The 25325-nt window shown below is 68.9% G+C and carries 24 protein-coding genes and 1 pseudogene; 14 read left to right on the top strand and 11 right to left on the bottom strand.

The features are described from left to right. Window positions 1-14: 14 nt before the first annotated feature. Genes NED98_RS18635 through NED98_RS18625 form a run of 3 tightly spaced genes read right to left on the bottom strand, consistent with a single transcriptional unit; the run spans window position 15 to window position 2210 of the window. A complete protein-coding gene (locus NED98_RS18635; RefSeq protein ID WP_265314023.1) occupies window positions 15-782 on the bottom strand; it encodes a class I SAM-dependent methyltransferase in 768 nt (255 codons plus the stop codon). Next, entirely contained in the window at window positions 779-1726 is a 948-nt protein-coding gene (dapF, locus tag NED98_RS18630; RefSeq protein WP_179513169.1) for a diaminopimelate epimerase, read from the bottom strand. Before dapF ends, NED98_RS18635 begins: the two co-directional genes overlap by 4 nt. A 19-nt stretch (window positions 1727-1745) precedes the next feature. After that, entirely contained in the window at window positions 1746-2210 is a 465-nt protein-coding gene (locus tag NED98_RS18625; RefSeq protein ID WP_265314022.1) for a DUF6456 domain-containing protein, read from the bottom strand. Between the two features lie 89 nt (window positions 2211-2299). Here NED98_RS18625 and NED98_RS18620 point away from each other — a divergent pair, with 89 nt between their 5' ends. Continuing rightward, window positions 2300-2863 carry a helix-turn-helix domain-containing protein gene (locus NED98_RS18620; protein ID WP_265314021.1) on the top strand — a complete coding sequence of 188 codons (564 nt, stop codon included), beginning with the start codon at window positions 2300-2302 and terminating at the stop codon, window positions 2861-2863. Window positions 2864-2983: 120 nt separating this feature from the next. Here NED98_RS18620 and hutC read toward each other — a convergent pair whose 3' ends face one another. Together hutC and NED98_RS18610 are read right to left on the bottom strand one after the other, a co-directional pair. Next, window positions 2984-3685 (bottom strand): histidine utilization transcriptional repressor HutC, encoded by a 702-nt coding sequence (gene hutC / locus NED98_RS18615; RefSeq protein ID WP_179513166.1) that lies wholly within the window; start codon window positions 3683-3685, stop codon window positions 2984-2986. After that, window positions 3682-5025 (bottom strand): formimidoylglutamate deiminase, encoded by a 1344-nt coding sequence (locus NED98_RS18610; protein WP_265314020.1) that lies wholly within the window; start codon window positions 5023-5025, stop codon window positions 3682-3684. Before NED98_RS18610 ends, hutC begins: the two co-directional genes overlap by 4 nt. 303 nt (window positions 5026-5328) lie before the next feature. Between NED98_RS18610 and hutI the strand changes: the two genes are divergently transcribed. The 5 genes from hutI to NED98_RS18585 all read left to right on the top strand — a co-directional run bounded on the left by hutI (window position 5329) and on the right by NED98_RS18585 (window position 11540). Then, on the top strand, window positions 5329-6519 hold the full coding sequence (hutI, locus tag NED98_RS18605; RefSeq protein ID WP_265314019.1) for an imidazolonepropionase: 1191 nt from the start codon (window positions 5329-5331) through the stop codon (window positions 6517-6519). Then, window positions 6516-8042 carry a histidine ammonia-lyase gene (gene hutH / locus NED98_RS18600; protein WP_265314018.1) on the top strand — a complete coding sequence of 509 codons (1527 nt, stop codon included), beginning with the start codon at window positions 6516-6518 and terminating at the stop codon, window positions 8040-8042. The genes hutI and hutH overlap by 4 nt, the downstream gene beginning before the upstream one ends. 130 nt (window positions 8043-8172) lie before the next feature. Further along, window positions 8173-8967: an N-formylglutamate deformylase gene (hutG, locus tag NED98_RS18595; protein WP_265314016.1), complete on the top strand. Its 795-nt coding sequence runs from the start codon at window positions 8173-8175 to the stop codon at window positions 8965-8967. Next, window positions 8964-10622: a urocanate hydratase gene (hutU, locus tag NED98_RS18590; protein ID WP_265314015.1), complete on the top strand. Its 1659-nt coding sequence runs from the start codon at window positions 8964-8966 to the stop codon at window positions 10620-10622. The genes hutG and hutU overlap by 4 nt, the downstream gene beginning before the upstream one ends. A 417-nt stretch (window positions 10623-11039) precedes the next feature. Then, window positions 11040-11540: a Ros/MucR family transcriptional regulator gene (locus tag NED98_RS18585; protein WP_179513160.1), complete on the top strand. Its 501-nt coding sequence runs from the start codon at window positions 11040-11042 to the stop codon at window positions 11538-11540. A gap of 205 nt (window positions 11541-11745) precedes the next feature. Here the strand turns inward: NED98_RS18585 and NED98_RS18580 are convergent, their stop codons facing one another. The 3 genes from NED98_RS18580 to coxB form a co-directional block, all read right to left on the bottom strand. Beyond that, on the bottom strand, window positions 11746-12708 hold the full coding sequence (locus NED98_RS18580) for an alpha/beta fold hydrolase (RefSeq protein ID WP_265314014.1): 963 nt from the start codon (window positions 12706-12708) through the stop codon (window positions 11746-11748). 152 nt (window positions 12709-12860) lie between these two features. After that, window positions 12861-14540 carry a cytochrome c oxidase subunit I gene (gene ctaD / locus NED98_RS18575; RefSeq protein WP_265268718.1) on the bottom strand — a complete coding sequence of 560 codons (1680 nt, stop codon included), beginning with the start codon at window positions 14538-14540 and terminating at the stop codon, window positions 12861-12863. 3 nt (window positions 14541-14543) lie between these two features. Next, on the bottom strand, window positions 14544-15653 hold the full coding sequence (gene coxB, locus NED98_RS18570; protein ID WP_265314013.1) for a cytochrome c oxidase subunit II: 1110 nt from the start codon (window positions 15651-15653) through the stop codon (window positions 14544-14546). 191 nt (window positions 15654-15844) lie between these two features. Between coxB and pyrE the strand changes: the two genes are divergently transcribed. The 5 genes from pyrE to NED98_RS18545 are packed head-to-tail and all read left to right on the top strand — an operon-like array spanning window position 15845 to window position 19557. Beyond that, entirely contained in the window at window positions 15845-16429 is a 585-nt protein-coding gene (pyrE, locus tag NED98_RS18565; protein WP_179513156.1) for an orotate phosphoribosyltransferase, read from the top strand. Beyond that, window positions 16426-17154: a pyridoxine 5'-phosphate synthase gene (locus NED98_RS18560; RefSeq protein WP_179513155.1), complete on the top strand. Its 729-nt coding sequence runs from the start codon at window positions 16426-16428 to the stop codon at window positions 17152-17154. Before pyrE ends, NED98_RS18560 begins: the two co-directional genes overlap by 4 nt. After that, on the top strand, window positions 17151-17552 hold the full coding sequence (gene acpS, locus NED98_RS18555; RefSeq protein ID WP_179513154.1) for a holo-ACP synthase: 402 nt from the start codon (window positions 17151-17153) through the stop codon (window positions 17550-17552). Before NED98_RS18560 ends, acpS begins: the two co-directional genes overlap by 4 nt. A gap of 8 nt (window positions 17553-17560) precedes the next feature. Beyond that, window positions 17561-18505: a signal peptidase I gene (gene lepB / locus NED98_RS18550; RefSeq protein WP_265314072.1), complete on the top strand. Its 945-nt coding sequence runs from the start codon at window positions 17561-17563 to the stop codon at window positions 18503-18505. Further along, on the top strand, window positions 18502-19557 hold the full coding sequence (locus tag NED98_RS18545; protein ID WP_179513153.1) for an AI-2E family transporter: 1056 nt from the start codon (window positions 18502-18504) through the stop codon (window positions 19555-19557). Before lepB ends, NED98_RS18545 begins: the two co-directional genes overlap by 4 nt. Here NED98_RS18545 and NED98_RS18540 read toward each other — a convergent pair. Then, complete coding sequence (locus NED98_RS18540; protein ID WP_265314012.1) at window positions 19546-20691, bottom strand: glycosyltransferase; 1146 nt, start codon at window positions 20689-20691, stop codon at window positions 19546-19548. The genes NED98_RS18545 and NED98_RS18540 overlap by 12 nt on opposite strands. 135 nt (window positions 20692-20826) lie before the next feature. Here NED98_RS18540 and NED98_RS18535 point away from each other — a divergent pair, with 135 nt between their 5' ends. The 3 genes from NED98_RS18535 (at window position 20827) to NED98_RS18525 (ending at window position 23699) form a co-directional block, all read left to right on the top strand. Continuing rightward, window positions 20827-21765: a hypothetical protein gene (locus tag NED98_RS18535; RefSeq protein WP_179513151.1), complete on the top strand. Its 939-nt coding sequence runs from the start codon at window positions 20827-20829 to the stop codon at window positions 21763-21765. Further along, entirely contained in the window at window positions 21747-22265 is a 519-nt protein-coding gene (locus NED98_RS18530; protein WP_265268722.1) for a DUF2141 domain-containing protein, read from the top strand. Before NED98_RS18535 ends, NED98_RS18530 begins: the two co-directional genes overlap by 19 nt. Window positions 22266-22508: 243 nt before the next feature. Then, the gene (locus NED98_RS18525) at window positions 22509-23699 is read left to right on the top strand and encodes a glycosyltransferase (protein WP_265314010.1); all 1191 of its coding nucleotides are present in this window, start codon (window positions 22509-22511) and stop codon (window positions 23697-23699) included. On the opposite strand, the gene NED98_RS18520 is transcribed toward NED98_RS18525, so the two are convergent. Further along, window positions 23678-24415, bottom strand: coding sequence for a polysaccharide deacetylase family protein (locus tag NED98_RS18520; RefSeq protein WP_265314009.1), 738 nt, complete (start codon window positions 24413-24415; stop codon window positions 23678-23680). The two genes, NED98_RS18525 and NED98_RS18520, sit on opposite strands and share 22 nt — an antisense overlap. Window positions 24416-24417: 2 nt before the next feature. Next, window positions 24418-25325: pseudogene (locus NED98_RS18515) on the bottom strand (hypothetical protein); the annotation flags it as partial.

The raw sequence follows: 25325 nt of genomic DNA, 5'->3' as shown, positions 1-25325 counted from the left end.
GGAGCGGTGCGCGGTCAATCCACCCGCCGAAACGCGAACATCCGCGTCACATAGGGAAAGGCGATCTCGCCCCCGCCCGCCAGCGCCGGGGTATCGGCGATCAGCGCGCGCACCTGCCGCTCCACCTCGTCGCGCGCCGCGTCGGGCAAGGCGGCGATGAAGCTCACCGACAAGGTGCGATCGACGATCACCGCCGCCGCGCTGCCGACATGCGCGTGGCGCACCGCGCGTTCTCCGATCTCCACGAACCCCGGCGCCGGAAACACCTTTCGCCACGCCCCGCTGCGATAGCGCGGGGTGCCGGCTTCCCACGGATCGGTCAGCGCGGTGAGCGCCGCGACCCACGGCACCTCCTCGTCGCGCACGTTCCAGATCAGCCCGAGCACCCCGCCCGGCCTGAGCACGCGCCGCATCTCGGTCAGCGCATCGGCGGTGGCGAACCAGTGGAACGCCTGCGCGCAGACGACCGCATCGACCGCGCCGTCGGCAAGCGGGATCGCCGCGGCCGATCCGTCGAGCACCGTCACGTCGCGATGGTCCTGCGCCAGCCGCGCGCGCATCGCCGCGACCGGCTCGAGCGCCAGCACATGCGCCCCGGTCGCGCGCAGCAGCGGGATGAACTTGCCCGTCCCCGCGCCGATTTCGAGCACGTCGCGCCCCGGCGCGAGCGCCAGCGTCTCGCGCAGCCACCGCGCCGCCTCGGGCGGATAGCCCGGCCGCCCGCGAACATAGCTGCCCGCGCCGACCGCATAGCCGTCCGCCGCGCTGCGGTGGATGGTCACACCGCCGCCGCGCTCTGCTCGGCGACGATCGCCCAGGCGGCGATCTCGTCGTTGAAATGATGCGCGACATTGAGATCGCCGGCGAGCGCCTCGGCGAAATCGACGCTCACCGCGCCTTCCCATTCCCAGGTCGCATTGCCGCTCAGCGCGACCATCCCGTCGCCCTCGGCGCGCGCCGTCACCAGCCCGCCCTTGTTGCGCACGATCACCTCGCGGTCGAACGCGGTGCGCCCGGTCAGCGCCGCGGCGAAGGCCGAGGCGGCCATCGCGCTGCCGCAACTGTCGGTCAGCCCCACCCCGCGTTCGAAGGTACGGACATAGATCGCATCAGGCGCGAGCACGCGCACGAACGACACATTGGCGCGGTTGGGCAGCCAGTCGGGCGCCGCCTCGCACGCCTCGCCGATCCGCACCAGCGCCGCCTCGTCGATCGCGTCGACGAAGGTCACGAGATGCGGGTTGGGCATCGCCACCGCGGTGAAGGCGAGTACCGGATCAAGCCGCGCGATCGGCCGCTCGACGATCTCATGCCCCTCGCCGAGCAGCGGCCATTCGCCGATATCAAGCGACGCCGGCCCCGCCACCTCGCGCACGGTATGAACGCCGGGGGCGAGATCGGGCTCGCGCGACACCTCGACCGTCGAGCGCATCAGATGCAGCGTCGCGCGATCGATCCCCAGTCGCTCGAACGCCATCCGCGCGACGCAGCGCACGCCGTTGAGGCAGGTTTCCGCCTCCGACCCGTCGGCATTCCACATGCGGAAGCGGATATGGCCGTGGCTTTCCTGCATGATCAGCAGCCCGTCGCCCCCCACCGCGCCGCGCCGGTCGGCGAGCGCGCGCGCGACGATCGACCATTGCGCGTCATCCAGCGCGATCCCACGCGCGTCGATCAGCGGGAAGTCGTTTCCCGATCCGTGACATTTGACGATTTCGAACCGCATCGCGCCTCTCTATCAGCGTTCAGCGCAATTTATAATGGTCCGCCAGACGATCCAGCGCCAGCCCCAGCACCAATCGCCCCGAGCGCGCCGGCCAGCCCAAGGCGCGTTCGGCGGCGGGCAGCCGTTCGTCGGCGCACACCACTCGCCACAATATGTCGCCGAGCCCGCGCCCCACCGCGGCGAGCGCGGCATCGAAGCGCCGTTTCGCGGCGAGTTGCGCGGTCGCGGGATCGGCCCCGTCGCCGCCGCCGCCGTCGACCCGCTGGACATCCCAGCACATCGTCGTGCGCGGGGCGATCGCGGCGCGTTCGTAATCGGCGCGCAGCCGCTCGCCCGCCTCGCATTGCCGCGCATCGACCAGCCCGCGCGCCGCCAGCCACGCCAGCGCGGATTCGCCGAGGTTCACCGTAACGGTTCGCGCTCCCCGCGTCGCGGTACGTACCACGCCGTCCCGGTCGATCGCCCGTTCCACCAATTCGCGCATGTCATCTGCCTTTCGCGTTGCGAATTCCCTCTTGCCATCGGCGGTTGTTTGTAGGACAGGGTTAAAACCGATTTGGTTAGGAAATCGTCATGATCACCGCGATCCGTGAAGTACGCCGCGCCAAGGGGCTGACGCTGGAGGAGGTGGCGCAACGCTGTTCGCCGCCGACCACCGCGCAGACGATCGGCCGGCTCGAGACCGGCACCCGCACCGTTTCGGTCGCGTGGCTCAACCGCATCGCGGCGGCGCTGGGGGTCGAGGCGGCGGATCTCGTCTCGCTGCCCGAGCGCGGCGATCTGGCGGTGGCGGCGTTGCTCGATGCCGACGGCGCGACCGCGCCGCGCCGCGCCGCCCGCGTCACCCCGCCGCAGCCGACCCCGGGGGCGGTTGCGGTGACGGTCGGCGCGGGGGTCGGCGACTATCGCGCGGGGGACGAGATCTGGTGCGACATGCTCGCCCCGGCCGATTTCGCGGGCGCGCTCAACCGCGACGTGCTCGCGCCGGTGCCCGCGGGGCGCTTCGTGTTCGGGCGGCTGATCGCGGTGGCGGGCGGCAAGGCGACGATCCTCCCCCCGGTGCTCGGGGCGAAGCCGCAGACGATCGCCGACGCGCCGTGGCTTGCGGTCGCGACCCGGCTGGTCCGGGCGCTTTAAGCCCTCAACCGCGGCACCGCTCCTCCGTTCGCCCTGAGCTTGTCGAAGGGCGTCCCGCCGTTCGTGAGTTGGGGCCGCCCTTCGACAGGCTCAGGGCGAACGGGAGATGTTGCGCGCACTCTAACGCGCCCCCGGCCCGAACCGCGCCACCAGGTCGTAATGGGCGCCGAGGAAGTGTTGCCGAACAAATGTCACCCCGGCGTCGCCGCGCCACGTCGTGCGCTCGATGACGAGGCACGCCGTCCCCGCCGCCACCCGAAGCTGCGCGGCGACCGCGCCCTCGGCACCCGCGGCGGCAATGCGCGTCTCGGCCTCGGTCCACGGCACATGATGCAGCAGCCACCCGCCCGGCGCGACATGATCAAACGTCTCGTCCGCCGCCTCGGGCACGCTGGCGAGGCTTACCAGCCGTTGCTCCGCCGCCAGCGGCAGTCCGTCGGCGAGGTGGACCCCGTCGATCTGGAGCAATGCCCCCGCCCCCGCCAGCGCGCGCTCGGCGGCGTCGCGCGGGGGGCGGATGCGGCGTTCGACAAGGCGATAGGCATAGGCCTGCCCGCGCGCCGCGACCTCCTGCGCGAGATCGGGGATATCGAGCACCACCGAATGAACCCGCGGCCGCTGGACGAAGGTGCCCGCACGCTTGCGGCGATCGATCAGCCCGCGGCGCGCGAGTTCGCCGAGCGCCTTGCTCACCGTCATCCGCGAGCAATCGTAGCGCAGCATCAATTCCTGCTCGACCGGCAGCCGCGCCCCCGCCGCGAGCGCGCCCGACAGGATATCCGCCTCGATCTCGCCGACGATCCGGGCGTGGAGCGACGTCATGCCAGCAAGGCCGCCAAGGTCGTGGCATAGCGCTGCACGACCCCCTCGCGCGCGACATGCCGCCCGCCGCGCACCACCGCGACGCCGCGACGCCAGACGCGATCGACCGCGCCGCGCGCGAACACCAACGCATCGGCCAGCGCCGCCCCTTCCCGCGCGACGAAGGCGGGATGATCCGCCGCCAGCGAGACGATATCCGCCGCATTGCCGACCGCGATCCCGCTCGCCGCGCCCAATGCCCGCGCGCCGCCCGCGACCGCATCGCGCCACAGGGCATCGCCCGTCGCCCCGCCGCGCCCGAGCAGGTTGCGCGCGCGCCGCTCGAGCCGCTGGCCATATTCGAGCAGCCGCAATTCCTCGCCCGCGTCGATCAGCACGTTCGAATCCGAGCCGATGCCATAGACGCCCCCCGCCGCGACGAAATCGACCGCGGGAAAGATGCCGTCGCCGAGATTGGCCTCGGTGATCGGGCACAGCCCCGCCACCGCGCCCGTCTTCGCCAGCCTGCCGGTTTCCGCCGCGGTCATGTGCGTCGCATGGACGAGGCACCAGCGCGCGTCCACCGCGGCATGATCGAGCAGCCACTCGACCGGCCGCGCCCCGCTCCACGCGACGCAATCCTCCACCTCGCGCACCTGCTCGGCGATATGGATATGGACCGGCGCGTCCGGCGCGATCGCCTCCAGCGCCATCAGTTCCTCGGGGGTCACCGCGCGCAGCGAATGCGGCGCGACGCCCACCACCGCATCGGGCAACCCCGCGCACGCCGCCCGCGCGCCCTCCAGCAACGCGGCGAACCCGTCGACATCATGCCCGAAGGGTTGCTGCCGCGCGCCCAGCGGCAGCCCGCCGAACCCGGCATGCGCATAGAAGACCGGCAAATGGGTCAGCGCGATCCCGGTCTCGCGCGCCGCCGCCGCGATCGCCGCGCTCATCGCCGCGCGATCGGCATAGGCCGTGCCGTCGGGCGCATGATGCAGATAGTGGAATTCCCCGACGCGGGTGAACCCGCCCTCGAGCATCTCGATATAGGCCATCGCCGCGATCGCCGCGAGATCGTCGGGCGAGACGCGCTCGGCGAAGCGATACATCACCTCGCGCCACGTCCAGAAACTATCGTCGCTCGGCCCGGCGACCTCGGCCAGCCCCGCCATCCCGCGCTGGAAGGCGTGGCTGTGGAGATTGGGCATCCCCGGCAGCGCGGCGCGATGCCGCTCGTCGCCGGGCTGCGCGTCCGCCCCCGTTTCGACCGACGCGATCACCCCGCCGGCGATCGTCACGCGCACGTCGCGCGCCCAGCCCCCGGGCAACATCGCTTCGGCAAAATGCAGCGTCGTCACGTCATTCTCCTTAGAACATCACTGGACTTCCGCCCCGGCGAAGGGGCACCCCGAAGGCCGGAGCCCAGTTTACGACCGGCCCGATGCTGGACCCCGGCCTGCGCCGGGGTGGACCCCATCTTACGCATGATGCCTTACCCCCCAACCCATCGCCGTCATGCCGGGCTCGACCCGGTATCCAGAGTCACAAGCGACGGCTCTGGATGCCGGATCAAGCCCGGCATGACGGGGAGAGGAACGGCCTTCGTCATCGCGTCGCAATAATGTCTATACATTATCATCGAACGCTGCAATGATAAGCGCATGGCCGATCGCCTCTGGACCAACGCCCGACTCGCCACGATGACCGGCCCCGCGCTGGGCATCATCGAACATGCCGCCATCGCCTGCGAAGACGGCGTCATCACTTATGCCGGCCCCGCCGGCGACGCGCCGCCGGCGCGCGAGACGATCGACTGCGCCGGGCGCTGGATCACGCCGGGGCTGATCGATTGCCATACCCATCTCGTCTATGCCGGTGATCGCGCGCATGAATTCGAGCTGCGGCTGGCGGGCGCCTCCTATGAGGAGATCGCGCGCGCCGGGGGCGGGATCGTATCGACGATGCGCGCCACCCGCGCCGCGAGCGAGGACGAACTGGTCGCCGCCGCGCTCCCCCGGCTCGACGCTTTGCTCGCCGAGGGGGTGACGACGATCGAGATCAAATCGGGCTATGGGCTCGACCCCGGGAGCGAGGCCCGGCTGCTCCGCGCCGCGCGCAAGCTCGGCGCGGCGCGCGACGTTTCGGTCACCACCACTTTCCTCGGCGCGCACGCGCTCCCGCCCGAATATGCCGGCGACCCCGACGGCTATATCGCCCAGGTCTGCGACGTGATGCTCCCCGCAATCGCGCGCGAGGGCCTTGCCGACGCGGTCGACGCCTTTTGCGAGGGGATCGGCTTCACCCCGGCGCAGACCGAGCGCGTCTTCGCCGCCGCCGCGCGCCACACCCTCCCGGTCAAGCTCCACGCCGAACAGCTCTCCAACCTCCACGGCGCCGCGCTCGCCGCGCGGCACAAGGCGCTCTCGGCCGATCATCTCGAATATCTCGACGACGCGGGGATCGCCGCGATGGCCGCCGCGGGCACCGTCGCGACCCTCCTCCCCGGCGCTTATTATTTCACCCGCGAGACCAAGCTGCCGCCGATCGCCGCATTGCGCGCCGCGGGGGTGCCGATCGCGCTCGCCACCGACAGCAACCCGGGCACCTCGCCGCTCACCTCGCTGCTGCTCGTGCTCAACATGGGCGCGACGCTGTTCCGGCTGACGGTCGACGAGGTGTTGCGCGCGGTCACCGTCAACGCCGCGCGCGCGATCGGCCGCGCCGATGCGATCGGCACGCTCGAACCCGGCAAGCAATGCGATCTCGCGATCTGGAACGTCCAGCGCCCCGCCGAGCTCGTCTATCGCTTTGGTTTCAACCCCCTTCACACCCGTATTCGGAGAGGCAAGTGATCATCCTTCACCCCGGCCATGTCCCGCTGGCCGATTGGCGCACCATCTATCGCGGCGCGCCCGCCAAACTGGCCGAGAGCGCGCACCCGCGCATCGCCGAAAGCGCCGCCGCGGTCGCGCGGATCATCGCGCGGCACCAGCCGGTCTATGGCATCAACACCGGGTTCGGGAAGCTCGCCAGCGTCAAGATCGGCGACGCGGATCTCGCGACGCTCCAGCGCAATATCGTGCTGAGCCACGCTGCAGGCGTCGGCGCGCCTTCCCCCGCCGGGGTGGTGCGGCTGATGCTCGCGCTCAAGCTCGCCAGCCTCGGGGTCGGCGCCTCGGGGGTGCGGCCCGAGACGATCGCGTTGCTCGAAGCGATGCTCGCGAACGACCTGCTCCCGGTGATCCCGTGCCAGGGCTCGGTCGGCGCCTCGGGCGATCTCGCCCCGCTCGCGCATATGGCCGCGACGATGATCGGTGCGGGCGAGATCGTCGTCAACGGCGAAACCCTCCCCGCGGCCGACGCGCTGGCGCGCGCCGGGCTCGCCCCGCTCGAGCTCGGCCCGAAGGAGGGTCTCGCGCTGCTCAACGGCACGCAATTCTCCACCGCCAATGCGCTCGCCGGGCTGTTCGAGGCGGAGGGCGTGTTTCAGGCCGCTTTGGTCACCGGCGCGCTTTCGACCGAGGCGACGAAGGGCTCCGACGCGCCGTTCGACGCGCGCATCCACGCCTTGCGCGGCCATGCCGGGCAGATCGTGGTCGGCGATGCCTTGCGCCATCTGATGACCGATTCGGCGATCCGCGCCAGCCACCGCGAGGACGATCCGCGCGTTCAGGATCCCTATTGCCTGCGCTGCCAGCCGCAGGTGATGGGCGCCGCGCTCGACGTGCTGCGTCAGGCGGCGGCGACGCTCGCCACCGAGGCGAACGGCGTCAGCGACAATCCGCTGATCTTCGCCGATACCGACGAGGCGCTGTCGGGCGGCAATTTCCACGCCGAGCCCGTCGCCTTCGCCGCCGACATGATCGCGATCGCGATCTGCGAGATCGGCTCGATCGCCGAACGTCGCATCGCGATGCTGGTCGATCCGGCGCTGTCGGGGCTCCCCGCCTTCCTCACCCCGCGCCCGGGGCTCAACTCGGGGTTCATGATCCCGCAGGTCACCGCCGCCGCGCTGGTCAGCGAGAACAAGCAGCGCGCCTATCCCGCGTCGGTCGATTCGATCCCCACCTCGGCCAATCAGGAGGATCATGTCTCGATGGCGGCGCATGGCGCGCGGCGGCTGCTGGCGATGGCCGCCAATGCCGCGCATGTCATCGGCATCGAGGCGCTTGCCGCGGCGCAGGGCTGCGACTTCCACGCCCCGCTCACCTCGTCGGGCGCGCTGGAGGCGGCGCGCGGCGCGATCCGCGGCGAGGTGCCGACGCTCGCCGACGATCGCCATTTCGCGCCCGATATGGCGAAGGCCACCGCGCTGGTCACCTCGGGTGCCTTGGTCAAGGCAAGCGGCGCGACGTTGCCGGGGGTGACGGCATGAGTTTCCCCGCTCCACCCCCCCCGGCGCAAGCCGGGGTCCAGCATCGGGCCGGTCGTAACTGGACCCCGGCCTTCGGGGTCCCCGCAAAGTATTACTTTGCGGGGTGCCCCTTCGCCGGGGTGGTCAAACAATGACCAACTTCGTCCACCTCCACCGCGGCAGTGCGCCGCTGATCGTCGCGATGCCGCATACCGGCACCGGCCTCGCCGGGCTCGACGCGCAGTTCGTCTCGCCGTGGCTCGCCCGCCGCGATGCGGATTGGCATATCGAGAAGCTCTACGCCTTCGCCGCCGACGTCGGCGCGACGATCGTCCGCACGACGATTTCGCGCAGCGTGATCGACGTCAACCGCGATCCTTCGGGCGCGTCGCTCTATCCGGGGCAGGCGACGACCGAATTATGCCCGAGCACCACTTTCGACGGCGAACCGCTCTATACGGGCAATGCGCCCGACGCAGCGGAGATCGCCCGCCGCCGCGCGGCCTGGTTCGATCCCTATCATGCCGTGCTCGCCGCCGAGATTGCCCGCCTCCGCGCCGCGCACCCGCGCATCGTGCTCTACGACGCGCATTCGATCCGCGGCCATATCCCGCGGCTGTTCGACGGCGATCTGCCGCAATATAATATCGGCACCAACGACGGCGCGACCTGCGATCCGGCGCTGGCCGCTGCGGTCTCCGCCGCCTGCACCGCCGATCAGGTGCTCAACGGGCGGTTCAAGGGCGGCTGGACCACCCGGCATTATGCTGCACCCGCCGAGGGCGTCCACGCGATCCAGATGGAGCTCGCGATCCGCGGCTATGCCCCCGAGCCGGCCGTGCCCGACGAACATAATTGGCCCCCCGCCTTCGACCCCGCTTATGCCGCGCCGCTCTCCGCGACGCTGCGCAATGTCATCAACGCCTGTCTGGATTTTGCCTCATGACCCGTCTCGATCCTTCCCGCGTCATCAAGCCCGCCACCGGCACCACGCTATCCGCCAAGAGCTGGCTCACCGAAGCCCCGCTGCGGATGCTGATGAACAACCTCCACCCCGATGTCGCCGAACGCCCCGAGGAACTGGTCGTCTATGGCGGGATCGGCCGCGCCGCGCGCGACTGGGAAAGCTATGACCGGATCGTCGAGGCGCTGCGCCAGCTCGAGGACGATCAGACTCTGCTGATCCAGTCGGGCAAGCCGGTCGGGGTGTTCCGCACCCATTCCGATGCGCCGCGCGTGCTGCTCGCCAACAGCAACTTGGTCCCCAAATGGGCGAATTGGGAGCATTTCGACGAATTGGATCGCAAGGGCCTCGCGATGTACGGCCAGATGACCGCGGGCTCGTGGATCTATATCGGCACCCAGGGGATCGTCCAGGGCACCTATGAGACCTTCGTCGAGATGGGCCGCCAGCATTATGACGGCGACCTCTCGGGCAAATGGCTGCTTACCGCGGGGCTCGGCGGGATGGGTGGCGCGCAGCCGCTCGCCGCGGTGATGGCGGGCGCCTCGTGCCTCGCGATCGAATGCCAGCAGAGCCGGATCGATATGCGGCTGCGCACCGGCTATCTCGATCGCGCGACGACCAGCCTCGACGAGGCGCTGGAAATCGTCACCACCGCCAGGGAGCCGATCTCGGTCGGGCTGCTCGGCAATGCCGCCGAATTGCTCCCCGAAATCCACGCCCGCGGCATCCGCCCCGATCTGCTCACCGATCAGACCAGCGCGCACGATCCGGTCAACGGCTATCTGCCGGTCGGCTGGACGGTCGAACGCTGGATCGCCACCCGCGAGCAGGATCCCGCGACCGTCGCCGCCGCCGCGCGCGCCTCGATGGCGCAGCACGTCAAGGCGATGCTCGCGTTCAAGGCCGCCGGGGTGCCGACGGTCGATTATGGCAACAACATCCGCCAGGTCGCGCTCGACGAGGGCGTCAGCGACGCCTTCGCCTTCCCCGGCTTCGTCCCGGCCTATATCCGCCCCCTGTTCTGCCGCGGCATCGGCCCGTTCCGCTGGGCGGCGCTGTCGGGCGACCCCGAGGATATCTATCGCACCGACGCCAAGGTGAAGGAGCTGCTCCCCGACAACAAGCACCTCCACCGCTGGCTCGACATGGCGCGCGAGCGGATCCACTTCCAGGGCCTCCCCGCGCGGATCTGCTGGGTCGGGCTCGGCGACCGCCACCGGCTCGGCCTCGCGTTCAACGAGATGGTCGCGTCGGGCGAATTGAAGGCGCCGGTAGTGATCGGCCGCGACCACCTCGATTCGGGCTCGGTCGCCTCGCCCAACCGCGAGACCGAGGCGATGCGCGACGGCTCGGACGCGGTGTCCGACTGGCCGTTGCTCAACGCGCTGCTCAACACCGCCTCGGGGGCGACCTGGGTGTCGCTCCACCATGGCGGCGGGGTCGGGATGGGCTATTCGCAGCATGCGGGGATGGTGATCGTCGCCGACGGCACGCCAGAGGCGGCGCGCCGGCTCGAACGCGTGTTGTGGAACGATCCCGCCACCGGGGTGATGCGTCATGCCGACGCGGGCTATGCGATCGCGCTCGATTGCGCGCGCGAGAAGGGGCTCGATCTGCCGGGCATCCTCGGCTGATCTTTCGCTCTTGCCGATATCGAGCCCGTCGCGCTGTGCCGCGGCGGGCTTTTTCTTTGCCCGGCGACGAGCGGCGCGGCCCGAAATTTCAGCGCCGACGCAATATTACACGTTCGTAATATAACGGCTTCTGTCCCAAGCTAATACACTATTCGACAACAACAGCATGAGGTGAAGCTGTCAACGGTGACAGGTTTGAACGACGGCAAAGTACGGCGGATTTCCGTGCCCTAACCTTTGTTTCCTTCGCTGCTCGCCACCCTGCGACTCGGCACGCGGAACAGTCGTACGAGATATTTTGACAGCTGTTATCGATAGGATCGTGCATCAGTCCTTTGGGCTGGTTCATCTATGATGATATTGACGCGTCATCTTGACGCGCTAATGACGGGCGCACCCAACCCACAGGAGCGCGGCATGTCCGAAGAATCGATCGACACCAACACCGTCGAACTCGCCACCGAATTGACGATCGCTTGGTTGTCCAACCCCAACACCCGCGCATCGGGTGAAGATGTTCCCGCATTCTTGAAGAAGATGCACGAGGCGGTCTCGGGGCTTTCTTCGCAGGCCGAAACCACGACTGCGCCGGAAGCGGCGTCGGATTATGTTCCGGCGGTTTCGGTGCGCAAGTCGCTCGCGTCGAAGGATTTCATCATCTCGATGATCGACGGCAAGCCGTATAAGACTCTGCGTCGTCATCTCGCCGGCCAGGGGCTGACCCCGGCTGAATATCGCCAGCGTTATGGCCTCAAGCCGGATTATCCGATGGTTGCCGAAAACTATTCGGAAGCGCGCCGCGCGATGGCCAAGAAGATCGGTCTCGGCCGCAAACCCGGCATGAAGCGCAAGACGTCCGAAGGCAACGGCCAGCCGGCCGCGCGTGGCCGCCGCAAGGCCGCTGCCGCCGACGAATAAGGCGCGATCGTCGCGCCGGGGCTAGGGCCGGCGCGACGACCAACCGGACGCCCGCTCATCGCTCGCGCAGCCTATCGGCGGCGCGAGCAACGCGGCGACCCCGCGCTTTCCGGCGGCATCGCGATCGCCATCCCCTTGTCCCGCGGCGCGACAGGCCGGCGCCACGGTGACCGTAACCGCCAGGTCAGACGCAGCCCCAGGGCCGTCACACCCGCCGCAGCCAGTCGACCAGCAGCCGGTTGACCTCCGCCGGTCGCTCCTGCTGCGTCCAATGCCCGCACCCGTCGAGGATATGCCCTTCGAGCTGCGGCACCAGCGGGCGCATCATCGCGATCGGATCGGCGACCGCGCCGAACAAGGTCGTCGCCGGATCCTTGCTTCCGCCGATGAACAGCGCGGGCTGCTCGATGCGGCGTTGGCGATAGGGCTGGAGCCATTCGAAATCGCGCTCGTGGTTGCGATAGCGGTTGAGCGGCCCGCGCAGCCCGGAGGCGGTGAACTCGCCGACATAATAATCGATATCCGCCGGGGTCAGCCACGCCGGGAAGGGATCGGGATCAACCATCCCCTCGAGCAAGGTCGCGGTCGCCGGCTTATCGGGCCAGGTGCCGACCGGGGCATCGCCGCAGATGCCGTAATAGAGCTTGCGCAGGAAGGTGCGGATATCGCGCTCCGCCTCGGCCTCCGCCGGCCCCTCGGCCTGAAACCATTCCTGATAGAAGAACCGCCCCTGGCTGGTGAACACCGCGCGGAAGATCTCGGTGAACGGCCGCGTCGGCACCCCGCTGTACGGCACCGAGAAGGCCGCCACGGCGCGAAACAGCTCGGGGTGGATCAACGCGCTGTTCCATACCATCGGCGCGCCCCAATCGTGCCCGACGATGATCGCCGGGCCATCGGGCTGGAGCGCGCGCGCGACCGCGGCGATATCCGCCACCATATGCGCCATCGCATAATCGGCGACCGCGTGCGGCTTGTCCGACCCGCCATAGCCGCGCACGTCGATCGCCGCCGCGGTGAATCCCGCCGCCGCGACCGGGCCAAGCTGATGCCGCCACGAATACCAGCTCTCGGGAAAGCCGTGGACCATCAGCACGAGCGGCCCCTGCCCCTCCACCGCGACGCGCAATTTCGTGCCGCCGGTATCGATCATGCGAAAATCGGGCATCGTCGCTCTCCGTGCTCTTTATCGCCCGATCATGCCGCGATTATCGACGGACCGCAAACCCGCCGGATCGGCGTTCCGCCGCGCGAATCAAACAAAACGCCCGGAGGTTTCCCCCCGGGCGCCTGTGTTTCGATGGCTTTCGAAAGCGACGATCAATGATGCTGGTCGTCGTCGATCACCGGCAGCGTTTCGAACTGGTGGTACGGCGGCGGGGAGGACAGCGTCCACTCCAGCGTCGTCGCGCCCTCGCCCCACGGATTGTCGCCCGCCTTGCGGCCCGCGATCAGCGAGATGATCACGTTGACGAAGAAGATCGCCATGCCCGCGGCCATGATCATATAGCCGACGGTCGCCACCGTGTTCCAATGCGCGAAGCCATCCGGATAATCCGGGTAGCGGCGCGGCATGCCCTGCAGCCCGAGGAAGTGCATCGGGAAGAACAGCACGTTGACGCCCACGAAGAACACCCAGAAATGCAGGTGGCCGAGGACCTCGTTGAGCATCTTCCCCGACATCTTCGGGAACCAGTAATAGAAGCCGGCGAACAGCGAGAACACCGCGCCGAGGCTCAGCACGTAGTGGAAGTGCGCCACCACGTAATAAGTGTCCTGCATGTAATCGTCGACGCCGCCGTTGGCGAGCACCACGCCGGTGACGCCGCCGACGGTGAACATGAAGATGAAGCCGATCGCCCACACCATCGGGGTGCGGAAGGTCAGGCTGCCGCCCCACATCGTCGCGATCCACGAGAAGATCTTGATGCCGGTCGGCACCGCGATGACCATCGTCGCCGCGGTGAAGTACATCTTGGTGTTCACGCTGAGGCCGGTGGTGAACATGTGGTGCGCCCACACGACGAACCCGACCACGCCGATCGCGACCATGGCATAGGCCATGCCGAGATAGCCGAACACCGGCTTGCGGCTGAAGGTGGAGATGATCTGGCTGACGATGCCGAAGCCCGGCAGGATCATGATGTACACTTCGGGGTGGCCGAAGAACCAGAACAGATGCTGGTAGAGGATCGGATCGCCGCCGCCGGCCGGATCGTAGAAGGTCGTGCCGAAGTTACGATCGGTCAGCAGCATGGTGATCGCCGCGGCGAGCACCGGCAGCGCGAGCAGCAGCAGGAAGGCGGTGACCAGCACCGACCACACGAACAGCGGCATCTTGTGCAGCGTCATGCCCGGGGCGCGCATGTTGAAGATCGTCGTGATGAAGTTGATCGCGCCGAGGATCGACGATGCGCCCGCAAGGTGGAGCGAGAGGATCGCCATATCGGTCGATGGCCCTGGCTCGCCATAAGTGGAGAGCGGGGCATAGAGCGTCCAGCCATTGCCCGCGCCGCCGAAGAAGGGCGAGGCAAGGAGCAGCGTGAACGCCGGGATCAGCAGCCAGAACGAGATGTTGTTCATCCGCGGGAAGGCCATGTCCGGCGCGCCGATCATGATCGGGACGAACCAGTTGCCGAACCCGCCGATCATCGCCGGCATGACCATGAAGAACACCATGATCAGCCCGTGCGCGGTGACCATCACGTTCCACAGGTGGAGCGATTCGTCGAGGCTCGCCTCGCCGCCGTGGAGATGCGCCGCCCAGCCCTGGAGATACTGGATCCCGGGATGCATCAGCTCGGCGCGCATCAGCCCCGAGATCGCGCCGCCGATGATGCCGGCGCAGATCGCGAAGATCAGATAGAGCGTGCCGATGTCCTTGTGGTTGGTGGACATGAACCAGCGGGCGAAGAAGCCCGGCTTGTGATCGGCATCGTGATGATGGTCGTGCGCGTGATGCGCCTCGAACGCCGAAGGTTGGATCGCGGTATCAGTCATGGCTCAGCGTCCGGTCGCTGCTTCGGCGGTGGCCGCATTCGCGGGCGCCGCTTCAGCGGTGTTGGTAGGAGCAGCGGCGTTGGCGGCCGGCGCGGCGGCGGGCGCAGCGGCAGCGGCCGGCGCGGCCGCGGCGGGCTTGGCCTCGCCCGGCATCGAGCCGCCCTTGGCCTTCACCCACGCGGCGAATTCGGCCGGCGGCACGGCTTCCACCGCGATCGGCATATAGCCGTGGCGCGCGCCGCACAGTTCGGAGCACTGGCCGAAGTACAGGCCCGGCTTCTCGATCGTGAAGCTCGTCTCGTTGAGGCGCCCCGGCACCGCGTCGAGCTTGATCCAGAACGCGGGGACGGCCCAGCTGTGGATCACGTCGTTGGCGGTGGTGATCAGGCGGATCGGCACGCCGACCGGCAGCACGATGCGATTGTCGGTGGCGAGCAGGCGCGGGCCGTCGGCATCGGTGCGATAGCGTTCGCCCGCCGCGACCTGATCCTTTTCCTTGAGCAGATTGGCGGTGATCTCGATCCCGCCGTTATCCGGATATTGGTAGCTCCAATACCATTGGTTGCCGATCGCCTTGAGCGTCACGGCATTGGCCGGCGCGGGCTTGTACTGCGCGTTGAGCAGCCCGATCGAGGGCACCGCCACCGCGACGAGGATCAGCACCGGGACGAGCGTCCAGACGATCTCGATCGCGGTATTGTGGCTGGTCTTCGACGGCACCAGATTGGCGGCGCGGCGATAGCGGATCACCACCCAGATCAAGAGCGCGAGGACGAACAGCGAGATCGCGGTGATCAGCGGCAGCAGGATGTGATCGTGAAAGCTGTGCGCGCGGCGGCCGTTCGCGGTCACCTGCGGCTGGATCGTCATCAGCCCGTCGGTCGGCTGGCCGAGCATCGGCTTGACCGTCATCGCCGGCGCGCCGTCCATCGCCAGTTCGGGCGAGGCCGGCTTCGCGGCGGTTGCGGCGGGCGCCGCGGCATTCGCCGCCGGGGCCGCAGCAGCGGCGGCGACGGGCGCTTCCTGTTTCGCGGGCGCCTGCGCCGCAGCGGGCATCAGCCCGGCGAGCGCGAGGCTCGCCGCCAGTGCCAATCCTTTGAACGCGATTCTCATCGTCTCGTTATCACCCCTGCCAGTCGTGGCCCCACAGCCGCCCACGCGGCGCAGATTCCGTCCAATCCGCCCGCGCTATACGCACGCGTTCCCGCCTCCTCAAGCCGCAACGGGCATTTTTGCCGGCCGACGTTGCGCAGGGGGCCTTCGGTCCGTATCTCGCGGGGGCAAATTACGCTGAAGGGACAAGCATGACCGACGATGAGGTGCTGGCCGAGTTTCGCGCTGCCGATGCGCTGCTCGAAGGCCATTTCATCCTCTCCTCCGGCCTGCGCTCCCCGCGTTACCTGCAATGCGCGCGGGTGTTGATGGACCCGCGCCGCGGCGCCCGGCTCAGCGAGGCGCTCGCCGCGCGGATCCCGGCCGAGCTACGCGCGCGGATCACCGCGGTCGTCTCGCCCGCGATGGGCGGGGTGATCGCCGGGCATGAGATGGCGCGCGCGCTGGGGGTCGAGGCGATGTTCGTCGAGCGCCCGACCGGCACCTTCGAGCTGCGCCGCGGCTTCCGGCTCGAGCCGGGGCAGGAAGTGCTGATGATGGAGGATGTCGTCACCACCGGCCTCTCCAGCCGCGAGGCGATCAAGGCGATCGAGGTGGCGGGGGGCAAGGTGATCGCGGGCGCGTCGCTGGTCGATCGCTCGAACGGCACCGCCGATCTCGGCGTGCCCTTCTTCCCGCTGATCAGGCTCGACGTGCCGACCTATGAGGCCGATGCGCTGCCCCCCGCGCTCGCCGCGATCCCCGCGATCAAGCCGGGCAGCAGGGCGGCGGCGTGACGCACGCGCTGCGCCTCGGCGTCAACATCGATCATGTCGCGACCGTCCGCAATGCGCGCGGCGGCGATACCCCCGATCCGGTGCGCGCGGCATTGCTCGCGGCGGCGGCGGGGGCGGACGGGATCACCGCGCATCTGCGCGAGGACCGCCGCCACATCACCGACGGCGATATCGCGCGGCTGTCGAACGAACTGTCGATCCCGCTCAACCTCGAAATGGCGGCGACCGAGGAAATGCTGGCGATCGCGCTCAACCACCGCCCGCACGCCGCGTGCATCGTCCCCGAGAAGCGCGCCGAACGCACCACCGAGGGCGGGCTCGACGCCGCGGGGCAACATAATCACCTCGCCCCGATGGTCGGCGCGCTGGGCGCGGCCAATATCCGCGTCTCCCTGTTCATCGAGCCCGATCCGCGCCAGATCGAGGCGGCAGTGCGGCTCGGCGCGCCGGTGGTCGAATTGCACACCGGGCGCTATGCGGAACTGACCGGCGACGCGCGCGCCGAAGAATTGCGCCGCCTCGCCGACGCCGCCGCGCTGGCGGCGAAGAACGGGATCGAGGTCCATGCCGGCCACGGGCTGACCTATGACAATGTCGCCCCGGTTGCCGCGATCCCGCAGGTGCGCGAGCTCAACATCGGCCACTTCCTGATCGGCGAGGCGATCTTCGTCGGGCTGGAGCCGGCGGTGCGGCGGATGCGCGAGCTGATGGATCTCGCGCGGTGATCGTCGGGCTCGGCTCCGATCTGTGCAACATCGAGCGGATCCAGGCCTCGCTCGACCGGTTTGGCGAGCGTTTCGAGGCGCGTGTCTTCACCGATATCGAGCGCGCCAAGGCGGCGCGGCGCCCGTTCACCCGCGCGGGCACCTATGCCAAGCGCTTCGCCGCCAAGGAGGCCTTTTCCAAGGCGGTCGGCACCGGGTTCAAGCGCGGGGTGTTCATGAAGGACATCGGGGTGGTCAACGCCCCCTCGGGCGCGCCGACGCTGGCGCTGGCCGGCGGCGCCAAGGCGAGGCTTGACGCGATGATCCCCGAGGGGCACGTCGCGCGCATCCACTTGACTCTCACCGACGATCACCCTTGGGCGCAGGCCTTCGTGATCATCGAAGCGATACCTCAATGAGTGACCATATGGCCGAGGAGCTGGCATTGACGGGCGAACCGCCGGCCGCACAGGAAACCCCCGAACGTCGTGGCATCGACTGGTGGGGCGAGCTGCGCGGCATGTTCTGGCTGATCGTCGCGGTGCTCGGCTTCCACAGCTTCATCGCCAAGCCCTTCTATATCCCGAGCGAATCCATGCTGCCGGGGCTCGAGGTGGGCGATCGGCTGGTCGTTTCCAAATATGCTTACGGCTGGTCGTTCGTCTCGCCGACGATCCCCAATCCGGTCGCGATCTTCAACAGCCTCGTGCTCCACAAGCCCGAGGACAGCTGGTCGGTCGAGCTGCCGTTCATCAAGGGGCGTCTGTGGGGCAAGCTGCCCGAGCGCGGCGACGTGGTGATCGTCACCCCGCCGGGCCAGTCGAGCGACTATATCAAGCGCGTGATCGGGCTCCCCGGCGATACGCTCGAGGTGCGCGGCGGGGTGGTGATCCTCAACGGCAAGCCGATCGCGCGCGGCGCGATGCACTATCGCGACCTGCCGGTGGACGCCAACGCCACCTGCGACCCGCTGCAATATCCCGGCGCGCGCGTGACGCTGGCCGGCGGCACGACGGTGTGCCGGCTGCCGATCGTCACCGAAACCCTGCCCAACGGGCGCCGCTACGACACCGTCGATCTCGAGCCCGACAGCCCCGGCGATTATTATCACGCGGGCAATCCGATCACGATTCCCGCCGGCCATGTCTTCCTGATGGGCGACAATCGCGATCGCTCGGCCGACAGCCGCTTCGCGCTCGGCGGCTATGAAAAGGGGCTCGGCGGGCCGGTGCCGTGGGAGAATCTCGGCGGTCGCGCCGAATTCATCACTTTCTCGGTCGACGGATCGGCCTCGCTCAACCCGCTGAGCTGGTGGCATTCGCTGCGCAGCGGCCGCGCGGGCACCTCGCTCCACCCGGAACAGGCGCAATGACCGAGCGGCGGTTGCAGATCCTCGAGGGCGCGAGCCCGAACGAGATCCGCAACCCCGAAACCCGGCGCGAGATCAAGCGCGCCGCGGTATGGCTGGGGATGGCCTCGGCGATCGTGCTGGTCGTGCTGCTCGTCCAGCCATTGCTGATCATTTTCGCCGGGCTGGTCTTCGCCGCCCTGCTCGACGGCGGGGTGCGGCTGCTCGGCCGGGTGCTGCCGATCCCGCGCGGCTGGCGGTTGCTGATCGTCTGCCTGCTGACGATCTCGTTCCTCGTCGCGACCTTCTATATCGCGGGGATGCAGATCACCGATCAGGTGCTGCAATTGCGCTCGACGATCGAGGTGCAGGCGATGCGGCTCGCGACCTGGCTTTCGGCGCAGGGGCTGCTCCCGGGGGTCAAGGATCTCGGCGGGCTGGCGCGCGAGGCCTTGTCGTCGGTCGGCCGCCTCACCTCCTGGGTCGGCACCGCGTTCGGCGCGCTCACCACGATGTTCATGATCCTGGTGATCGGGCTGTTCGTCGCGATGGACCCCCGGGTCTATGACCGCGGGCTGCAATGGATGGTGCCCGAAGACAACCGCCAGGAATTCGCGCTCACCGTCGAGGCGATGGGCAAGACATTGCGGCGGCTGCTCGCCGGGCGGCTGGTCGGGATGGCGGCGGAGGGGGTGTTCGTCGGCACCGCGCTGGCGATCGCCGGGGTGCCGATGGCGCTGATCCTCGGCATCCTCACCGGCCTGCTCGCCTTCATCCCCAATATCGGCGCGCTGGTCTCGGGCGCGCTGACGATCGCGGTGGGTTTCTCGGCGGGGACGCATACCGGCTATGCCGCGATCGGCGTCTATGCCGCGGTGCAATTGTTCGACGGCTATGTCGTGATCCCGACGGTCGCCAAGCGCGCGGTCGATCTGCCGCCCGCGCTGACGCTCGGCGCGCAGATCCTGGCGAGCGCCTTGTTCGGCATCCTCGGGCTCGCACTGGCCGATCCGATGACCGCCTTGATCAAGACCGCGATGGAACGTCGCTCCGAAAAGGTCGAATCAGCGGATTGACGTCGGCGACGCCGCCGCCGGCTCGACGGTGGGGAGCGGCACGAGATGCGGCTCGGCCGCCCCCGGATGCCACACCGGCACCGGCGCGCCCGACAGCACCGAATCGAACAGCGCGAGATAGCGCTCGGCCGAATCCGCCCCCGGCGGCGGCACCGGCGCGGGGCGCGCGGCATCGGGCATCAGCCACCAGTCGAGCGCCTTGACCAGCCCGTCGGCATCGTCGGTCGACACCACCGTGCCCAGCGCGGCGGAGGTGACGATTTCCCACACCGCCGGCGACGAATCGGTGGTGACGACCGGCGTCCCGACCGACAGCGCCTCGCGCAGCACCCCGGGGACGCCCTCGAAATCGGAGGTCAGCGCGAGCACCGCGGCCGAGCGCATCGCCAGCAGCGGATCGGGCGAATGGCCGAGCAGCCGCACATCGATCCCCAAAGCGGCAGCACGTGCCTCGATCGCGGCGCGCTGATCGCCCTCGCCCAGGATGACCAGCGGCAGTCGCTCGGCAAGCCGCGGAATCGCGTCGAGCAGGCGATCCCATCTCTTCTGCCGCACCAGCCGCCCGACGCCGAGGATATAGCGCGGCGGCAGCCCCTCGATCGTCGCCCCCGGCAGCGGCAAGGCCGGCGGATTGGCGATCGTCGCGCAGCGCGACGGATCGATTCGCGTCGTTTCGAGCACGTCTCGTGCACTCGCGTCGGTCATCGCCACGATTCGGTCAAGAAAGCGCGGGTGCAGCCGCAGCCACGCCGCATGCCCCGCCGCGAGCAGCGCCCGATGATCGCCGCGCCGCATCGCATTGGAAACCTTGCTGACGATCGGCGGGCAGGATCCCCCGAGCCTGAGCCGCGTCCACAGTGCGATGCTGGTATAATAAGAACCGGGGCAGAAGATGATATCCGGCTTTGTTTCCCGTATGATAGCAGGAACGCGGAACAGAGCGGGAAAGGTCGTGCCGCCCAGCCGCACGATCTCCAGCCCGTCAGGAATCTCGGCGGCGAGCGGCCCGTCGATACAGCCGACCGCCAGCGTCACCCGCCGCCCCGCCGCCAGCCAGCCGCGCGCCAGCCGAAGCTGCGCACGCTCGACGCCCCCGCCATCGAGCGATTCGGCGTAAGTGAAAATGTGTTTCACGCGGTCCATCTTGCACACTGCCATGCAACAGCCCAAATCCGCCCACAAGAATCCACAATCAGTCGTAAATGAGACATTCGCCCGGAATAGGGCGAGATAAGAAAGACTGCTTTGCCCCCCGGAGCACCCCCCGACATGCCCGCCACTACAGTTGCGCCCGATCCGGTCGTCGAGCTCGCCGGCCTGGAGCCGGTCGAGACGATCAAGCGCCGCTGGCCGATGATCCTCGGCGCGATGGTGACGCTGGCGATGATCGCCGGCCTCGGCCACGAATTGCTGAGCGCGGGGCTTGCCGGGCTCAACCGCGCGGTGCCGGCGAGCCCGTGGTTCTACCTGTGCTTCGCCCTGCTCTACGTCACCTATCCGATCGGCGACCTGCTGATCTTCCGCTATCTCTGGCGGATTCCCTGGCTGGGCGGGTTCATCGCGCTCAACAAGAAGCGGATCGCGAACGACGTCGTGCTCGGCTATTCGGGCGAGGCCTATTTCTACGCCTGGGCGCGCGAGCGCGCGCATATGGTCGCGGCGCCGTTCGGCGCGGTGAAGGACGTCAGCATCCTGTCGGGCATCGCCGGCAACGGCGCGACGATCCTGCTCTGCGCGATCGCGCTGCCGCTCGGCTATCAGCTCATCCCGGCGCAGCTGCTCCACACGGTGATGTGGTCCGCGGGGCTCACGCTGCTGATCTCGGTGACGATCGTCGCGCTCTCCAAGCGCGTCTTCTCGCTGCCGCGCCGCGAATTGTGGATGATCTTCAACATCCACGCCGCGCGCATCGTGCTCACCTCGATCCTGCTCGCGCTCTGCTGGCATTTCGCGATGCCGGGGGTGTCGGTCGGCATGTGGCTGTTCCTGTCCGCCGGGCGGCTGCTCGTCTCGCGCCTTCCCTTCCTGCCCAACAAGGATCTGCTCTTCGCCAATTTCGCGATCCTGATCGTCGGCCAGGATCGCGCACTTTCCGAGATGATCGCGTTCACCGCGGCGCTCACCCTGCTCGTCCACGTCGTTCTCATCGCTGTCATCAGCGCCGGGAGCGCCATCGCAAAGGCCCGCGAATGGCACGCCGCCGCCTGATCCTCGCCGCGGCGCTCGCCGCCCTCGTCGCGCCGCTCGCCGCCGCCGCGCAGCCGGTCGGCGAGACCGACGCCTGCATCAACGGCCCCAGCATCCGCGTCGAGGTCGTCGGCATGAAGGATCGCGTCGGATCGCTGAAGCTGGAGCTTTACCCGGCGAACGAGGACGATTTCCTGCGCGACGACCGCGACCTCAAGAAAGAGGGCAAATTGTTCCGCCGCATCTGGGTGCCGACGCCGCGAAACGGCCCGGTGGTGATGTGCATGCGCGTGCCGCATCCCGGCACCTATGCGATCCTGTTCACCCACGATCGCGACGGGAAGAACAAGTTCAATTTCTGGTCCGACGGGGTCGGCGTGCCGGGTAACCAGAAGCTCGGCCGTTCGAAGCCCAAGCTATCCAACGCGATGGTCAACGTCGGCACCGGCGTCGCGACCGTGCTGATCCGCACGCAATATCTCCACGGCTTCCCCCCCGCCTTCGGCCCGGTGGGGCGTTGAGTCTGGTGATGCCCCTTCGGGTCACCTCACGCGGCATCGGCCCGCTCCCTATTCCTCCCCTGGAAGGGGAGGGGGACCAGCCGAAGGCTGGTGGAGGGGTGGACGCCACAGGCGACACCGCCCGCAGCGACTACCCCTCCACCGTTGCTGCGCAACGGTCCCCCTCCCCCTCCGGGGGAGGAGTGAGAACCGGGGCGGGTGTCGCGCGATGCGGTCAAACCGCATTTTCGATCGGAAACTGATATGCGCATCGTCGACGTCAACGAGATCTACTCGCCCACCGGGGGGGGCGTGCGCACCTATATCGACCGCAAGATCGGGATCATGGCCGATCTGGGGCACGAGCTGATCGTGCTCGCCTGCGGCAAGGAGGAGCGGATCGAGGATCGCCCCGGCGGCGGCCGCGTCCATTACGTCAAATCGCCGCCGATCCCGTTCGACAAGAATTACGGGCTGTTCTGGGATCGCGACGCGATCACCGCGTTGCTCGATCACTACGACCCGGACGTGGTGGAGAATTGCAGCCCGTGGAAGCCGGCGTGGTTCGTCGGCGACTGGCAGGGCCGCGCGCTCAAATCCTATTTCATGCACAACGACAATATGGCCGCCTACGCCCAGCGCTGGTTCGAGGGCGTGGCGAGCGCGGAGAAGGTCGAGCGCGCTTTCTCCTGGTACACGCGCTATATGTCGCGGTTCCTGGAAAAATACGATTGCGTGCTGACCAACGGCCCGGCGCTCCAGGAACGGCTCACCGCGCGTGGCCTGAGGATCGACGCCGCCTTCCCGCTGGGGATCGAGCGCCAGCATTTCTCGCCGCGCTTCCGCGACGAGAATCTGCGCCGCGCGTTGCTCGCGCAATGCGATCTGCCCGAGGACGGGCTGCTGCTGTTCGGCATCGGCCGCCACCACCGTGAAAAGCGCTGGGACATGATCATCGACGCGGTCGAGCGCGCCGGCGCGCATGTTCCCGTCGGGCTGATCCTGATCGGCCACGGTGGGCAGACCCCCGCGCTCGAACGGCGCGCGGCGGGCAGCCCGCATATCCGGCTGTTCAAGCCGGTCTACGATCGCGAGCGGCTCGCCAGCATCATGGCCAGCGCCGATGCGTGCATCCACGGCTGCGAGATCGAGACCTTCGGGCTGGTCGTGTCGGAGGCGCTCGCCTCGGGCGCGCCGCTGATCGTCCCCGACGAGGGCGGCGCGGCGGCGGTGGCGCGCCCCGAATATGCCGAAACCTATCCCGCGGGCGATGCCAAGGCGTGCGCCGCGGCGATCCTGCGGCTCGCCGCGCGCGACCGGCGGCTATTGCGCCGCGCGGCGGCGGTGGCGGCGGAGCAGGTGATCGACGATCGCCAGCATGCGCAGGCCCTGATCGATTATTATGCCGAGCAGATCGAGCGCCGCAGCGCGGTTCAGCGCGCCAGATCGGCGTAACGCGACGGCACCCGCCCGCCGCGCGTGAAGGCGCGGAAGGTGCGGTCGATGCTCTCCAGCAGCCGCGGGACATGCGCGTCGCCGGGATGCACCGCGACCCGCACCACCTTCGCCGGCTGGAGCAGGCGGCGCAGCACCGCCGATGCGGCGAGCGAGCTGAGCTGGCGTCCGTTGGTGCGGCTCGCCCAGGTGATCACCGGGCCGCGCGTCAGCACGCGATCCCCCGCGTTCGGCGCCCACACCCGGCCGTGATTCTCGGCGAGCGCGAACCCCGCCTCGCCCAGCGCCTGCATCGCGCCGTCCGAATAGAGCCACGCCGGCGCGACGAACCCCGCCGCGGGGCGCCCGATGATATCCTCCACCAGCGCCTTGCCGCGCGTCATGCGATCGAGCGCCACGGCATGATCGAGCCCGAGGAACTCGCCCTCGCTCGCGGTCATATGCCTGGCCTTGAGCGCGGCGATCCCGTGATGCTCGGTGGTGTCGCGGTGGAACCAGCCGTGGACGAACATCTCGATCCCGGCATCGGCCCAGCCGCGCAATCGCGTCGCGAATGGGGTGCCGGGGGTCAGCGGCGCCTCGCCCCAATGATCGGGGACGACCAGCATCGCCAGCCGCGGGCCGCCGAGATGGCCTGAAAGCCGGTCGAGCAAGGTCTCCACCTCGCGTTCGAACCGCGGGCCGACGTCGTGGATCGAGGCAAGCAATCGCTTCATCATCAGCGTCCTTCTGGGAAATGCCCCGGCGGGGCATTTCGGACGGTCTTAAGCTCATAAACCGAAATCACTTCTTTCCCCAGCGGCATGGCATGAGCGAGGCGATAGTCGCGCGCCATTGCGGCGGAAACGATCGCGCGGATCTCGGGGCGCTCGCCGATCGACGGCGGGCGCATCACCACCGTCGTCGGGCGCAGCGAGAGGATGCGCCGCACCTCACTGGCCTGGTCGACCCCGACCGCCCCCGCCTCGCGCGTTCGATAGAGATGGCTCGGGAACATATAGCGGCTCAGCCGGCAGCGATCGGTGATCGCATAGAGCTTGGTATCGCCCGAATAGACCCACAGGCAGCCCGGCCCCGGCCCGACCGCTTTCGCCAGCGCGGCGAATTGCGCCGGCCCACCGTGCGCGATGCGCCCCGCGACCGTCATCCCGGTGCCAATCAGCGCGACCACGCCGAGGATCGCCAGCGCGGCGCGGCGGCGCGCGCCGAGGAAGCCCGCCGCGCAGATCGCCCCCGGCACCATCGCCGGCAGCGCATAATGTTCGTACCAGCCGCCGATCAGCAAAATGCCCGCCAGCGCGACCGCCAGCCAGCACGCCGCAAAGCGCCGCAATACCGCGTCGCCGCCCGCGGCCCGGCCGCGCGAGGCGACCCCCATCGCGACGAGCGGCGCGAGATACAGCACGAGCTGGGCGAGATTGCCCCAGCGTTCGAGCGGCGGATCGTCATGCCGTTCGAGGATCGACCGGACATTGGCGTAGAGGAATGCATCGATCGCCCCGATCGCGCCATAATAAGCCGCGATCGCCGCGGACGGCGCGAAGGCGAGCGCGGCGAGACCGGCGGCGGGGGGGGCGCCCCCCCCCCCCCCCCCCCCCCCCCCCCCCCGCCCCCCCCCCCCCCCCC

The sequence above is a fragment of the Sphingomonas lycopersici genome, assembly GCF_026130605.1.
In the GTDB taxonomy this organism is placed as follows: domain Bacteria; phylum Pseudomonadota; class Alphaproteobacteria; order Sphingomonadales; family Sphingomonadaceae; genus Sphingomonas; species Sphingomonas lycopersici.
The sequence above is the reverse complement of the archived record's forward strand: the minus strand, read 5'-3'. Positions and strand labels throughout refer to the sequence as shown.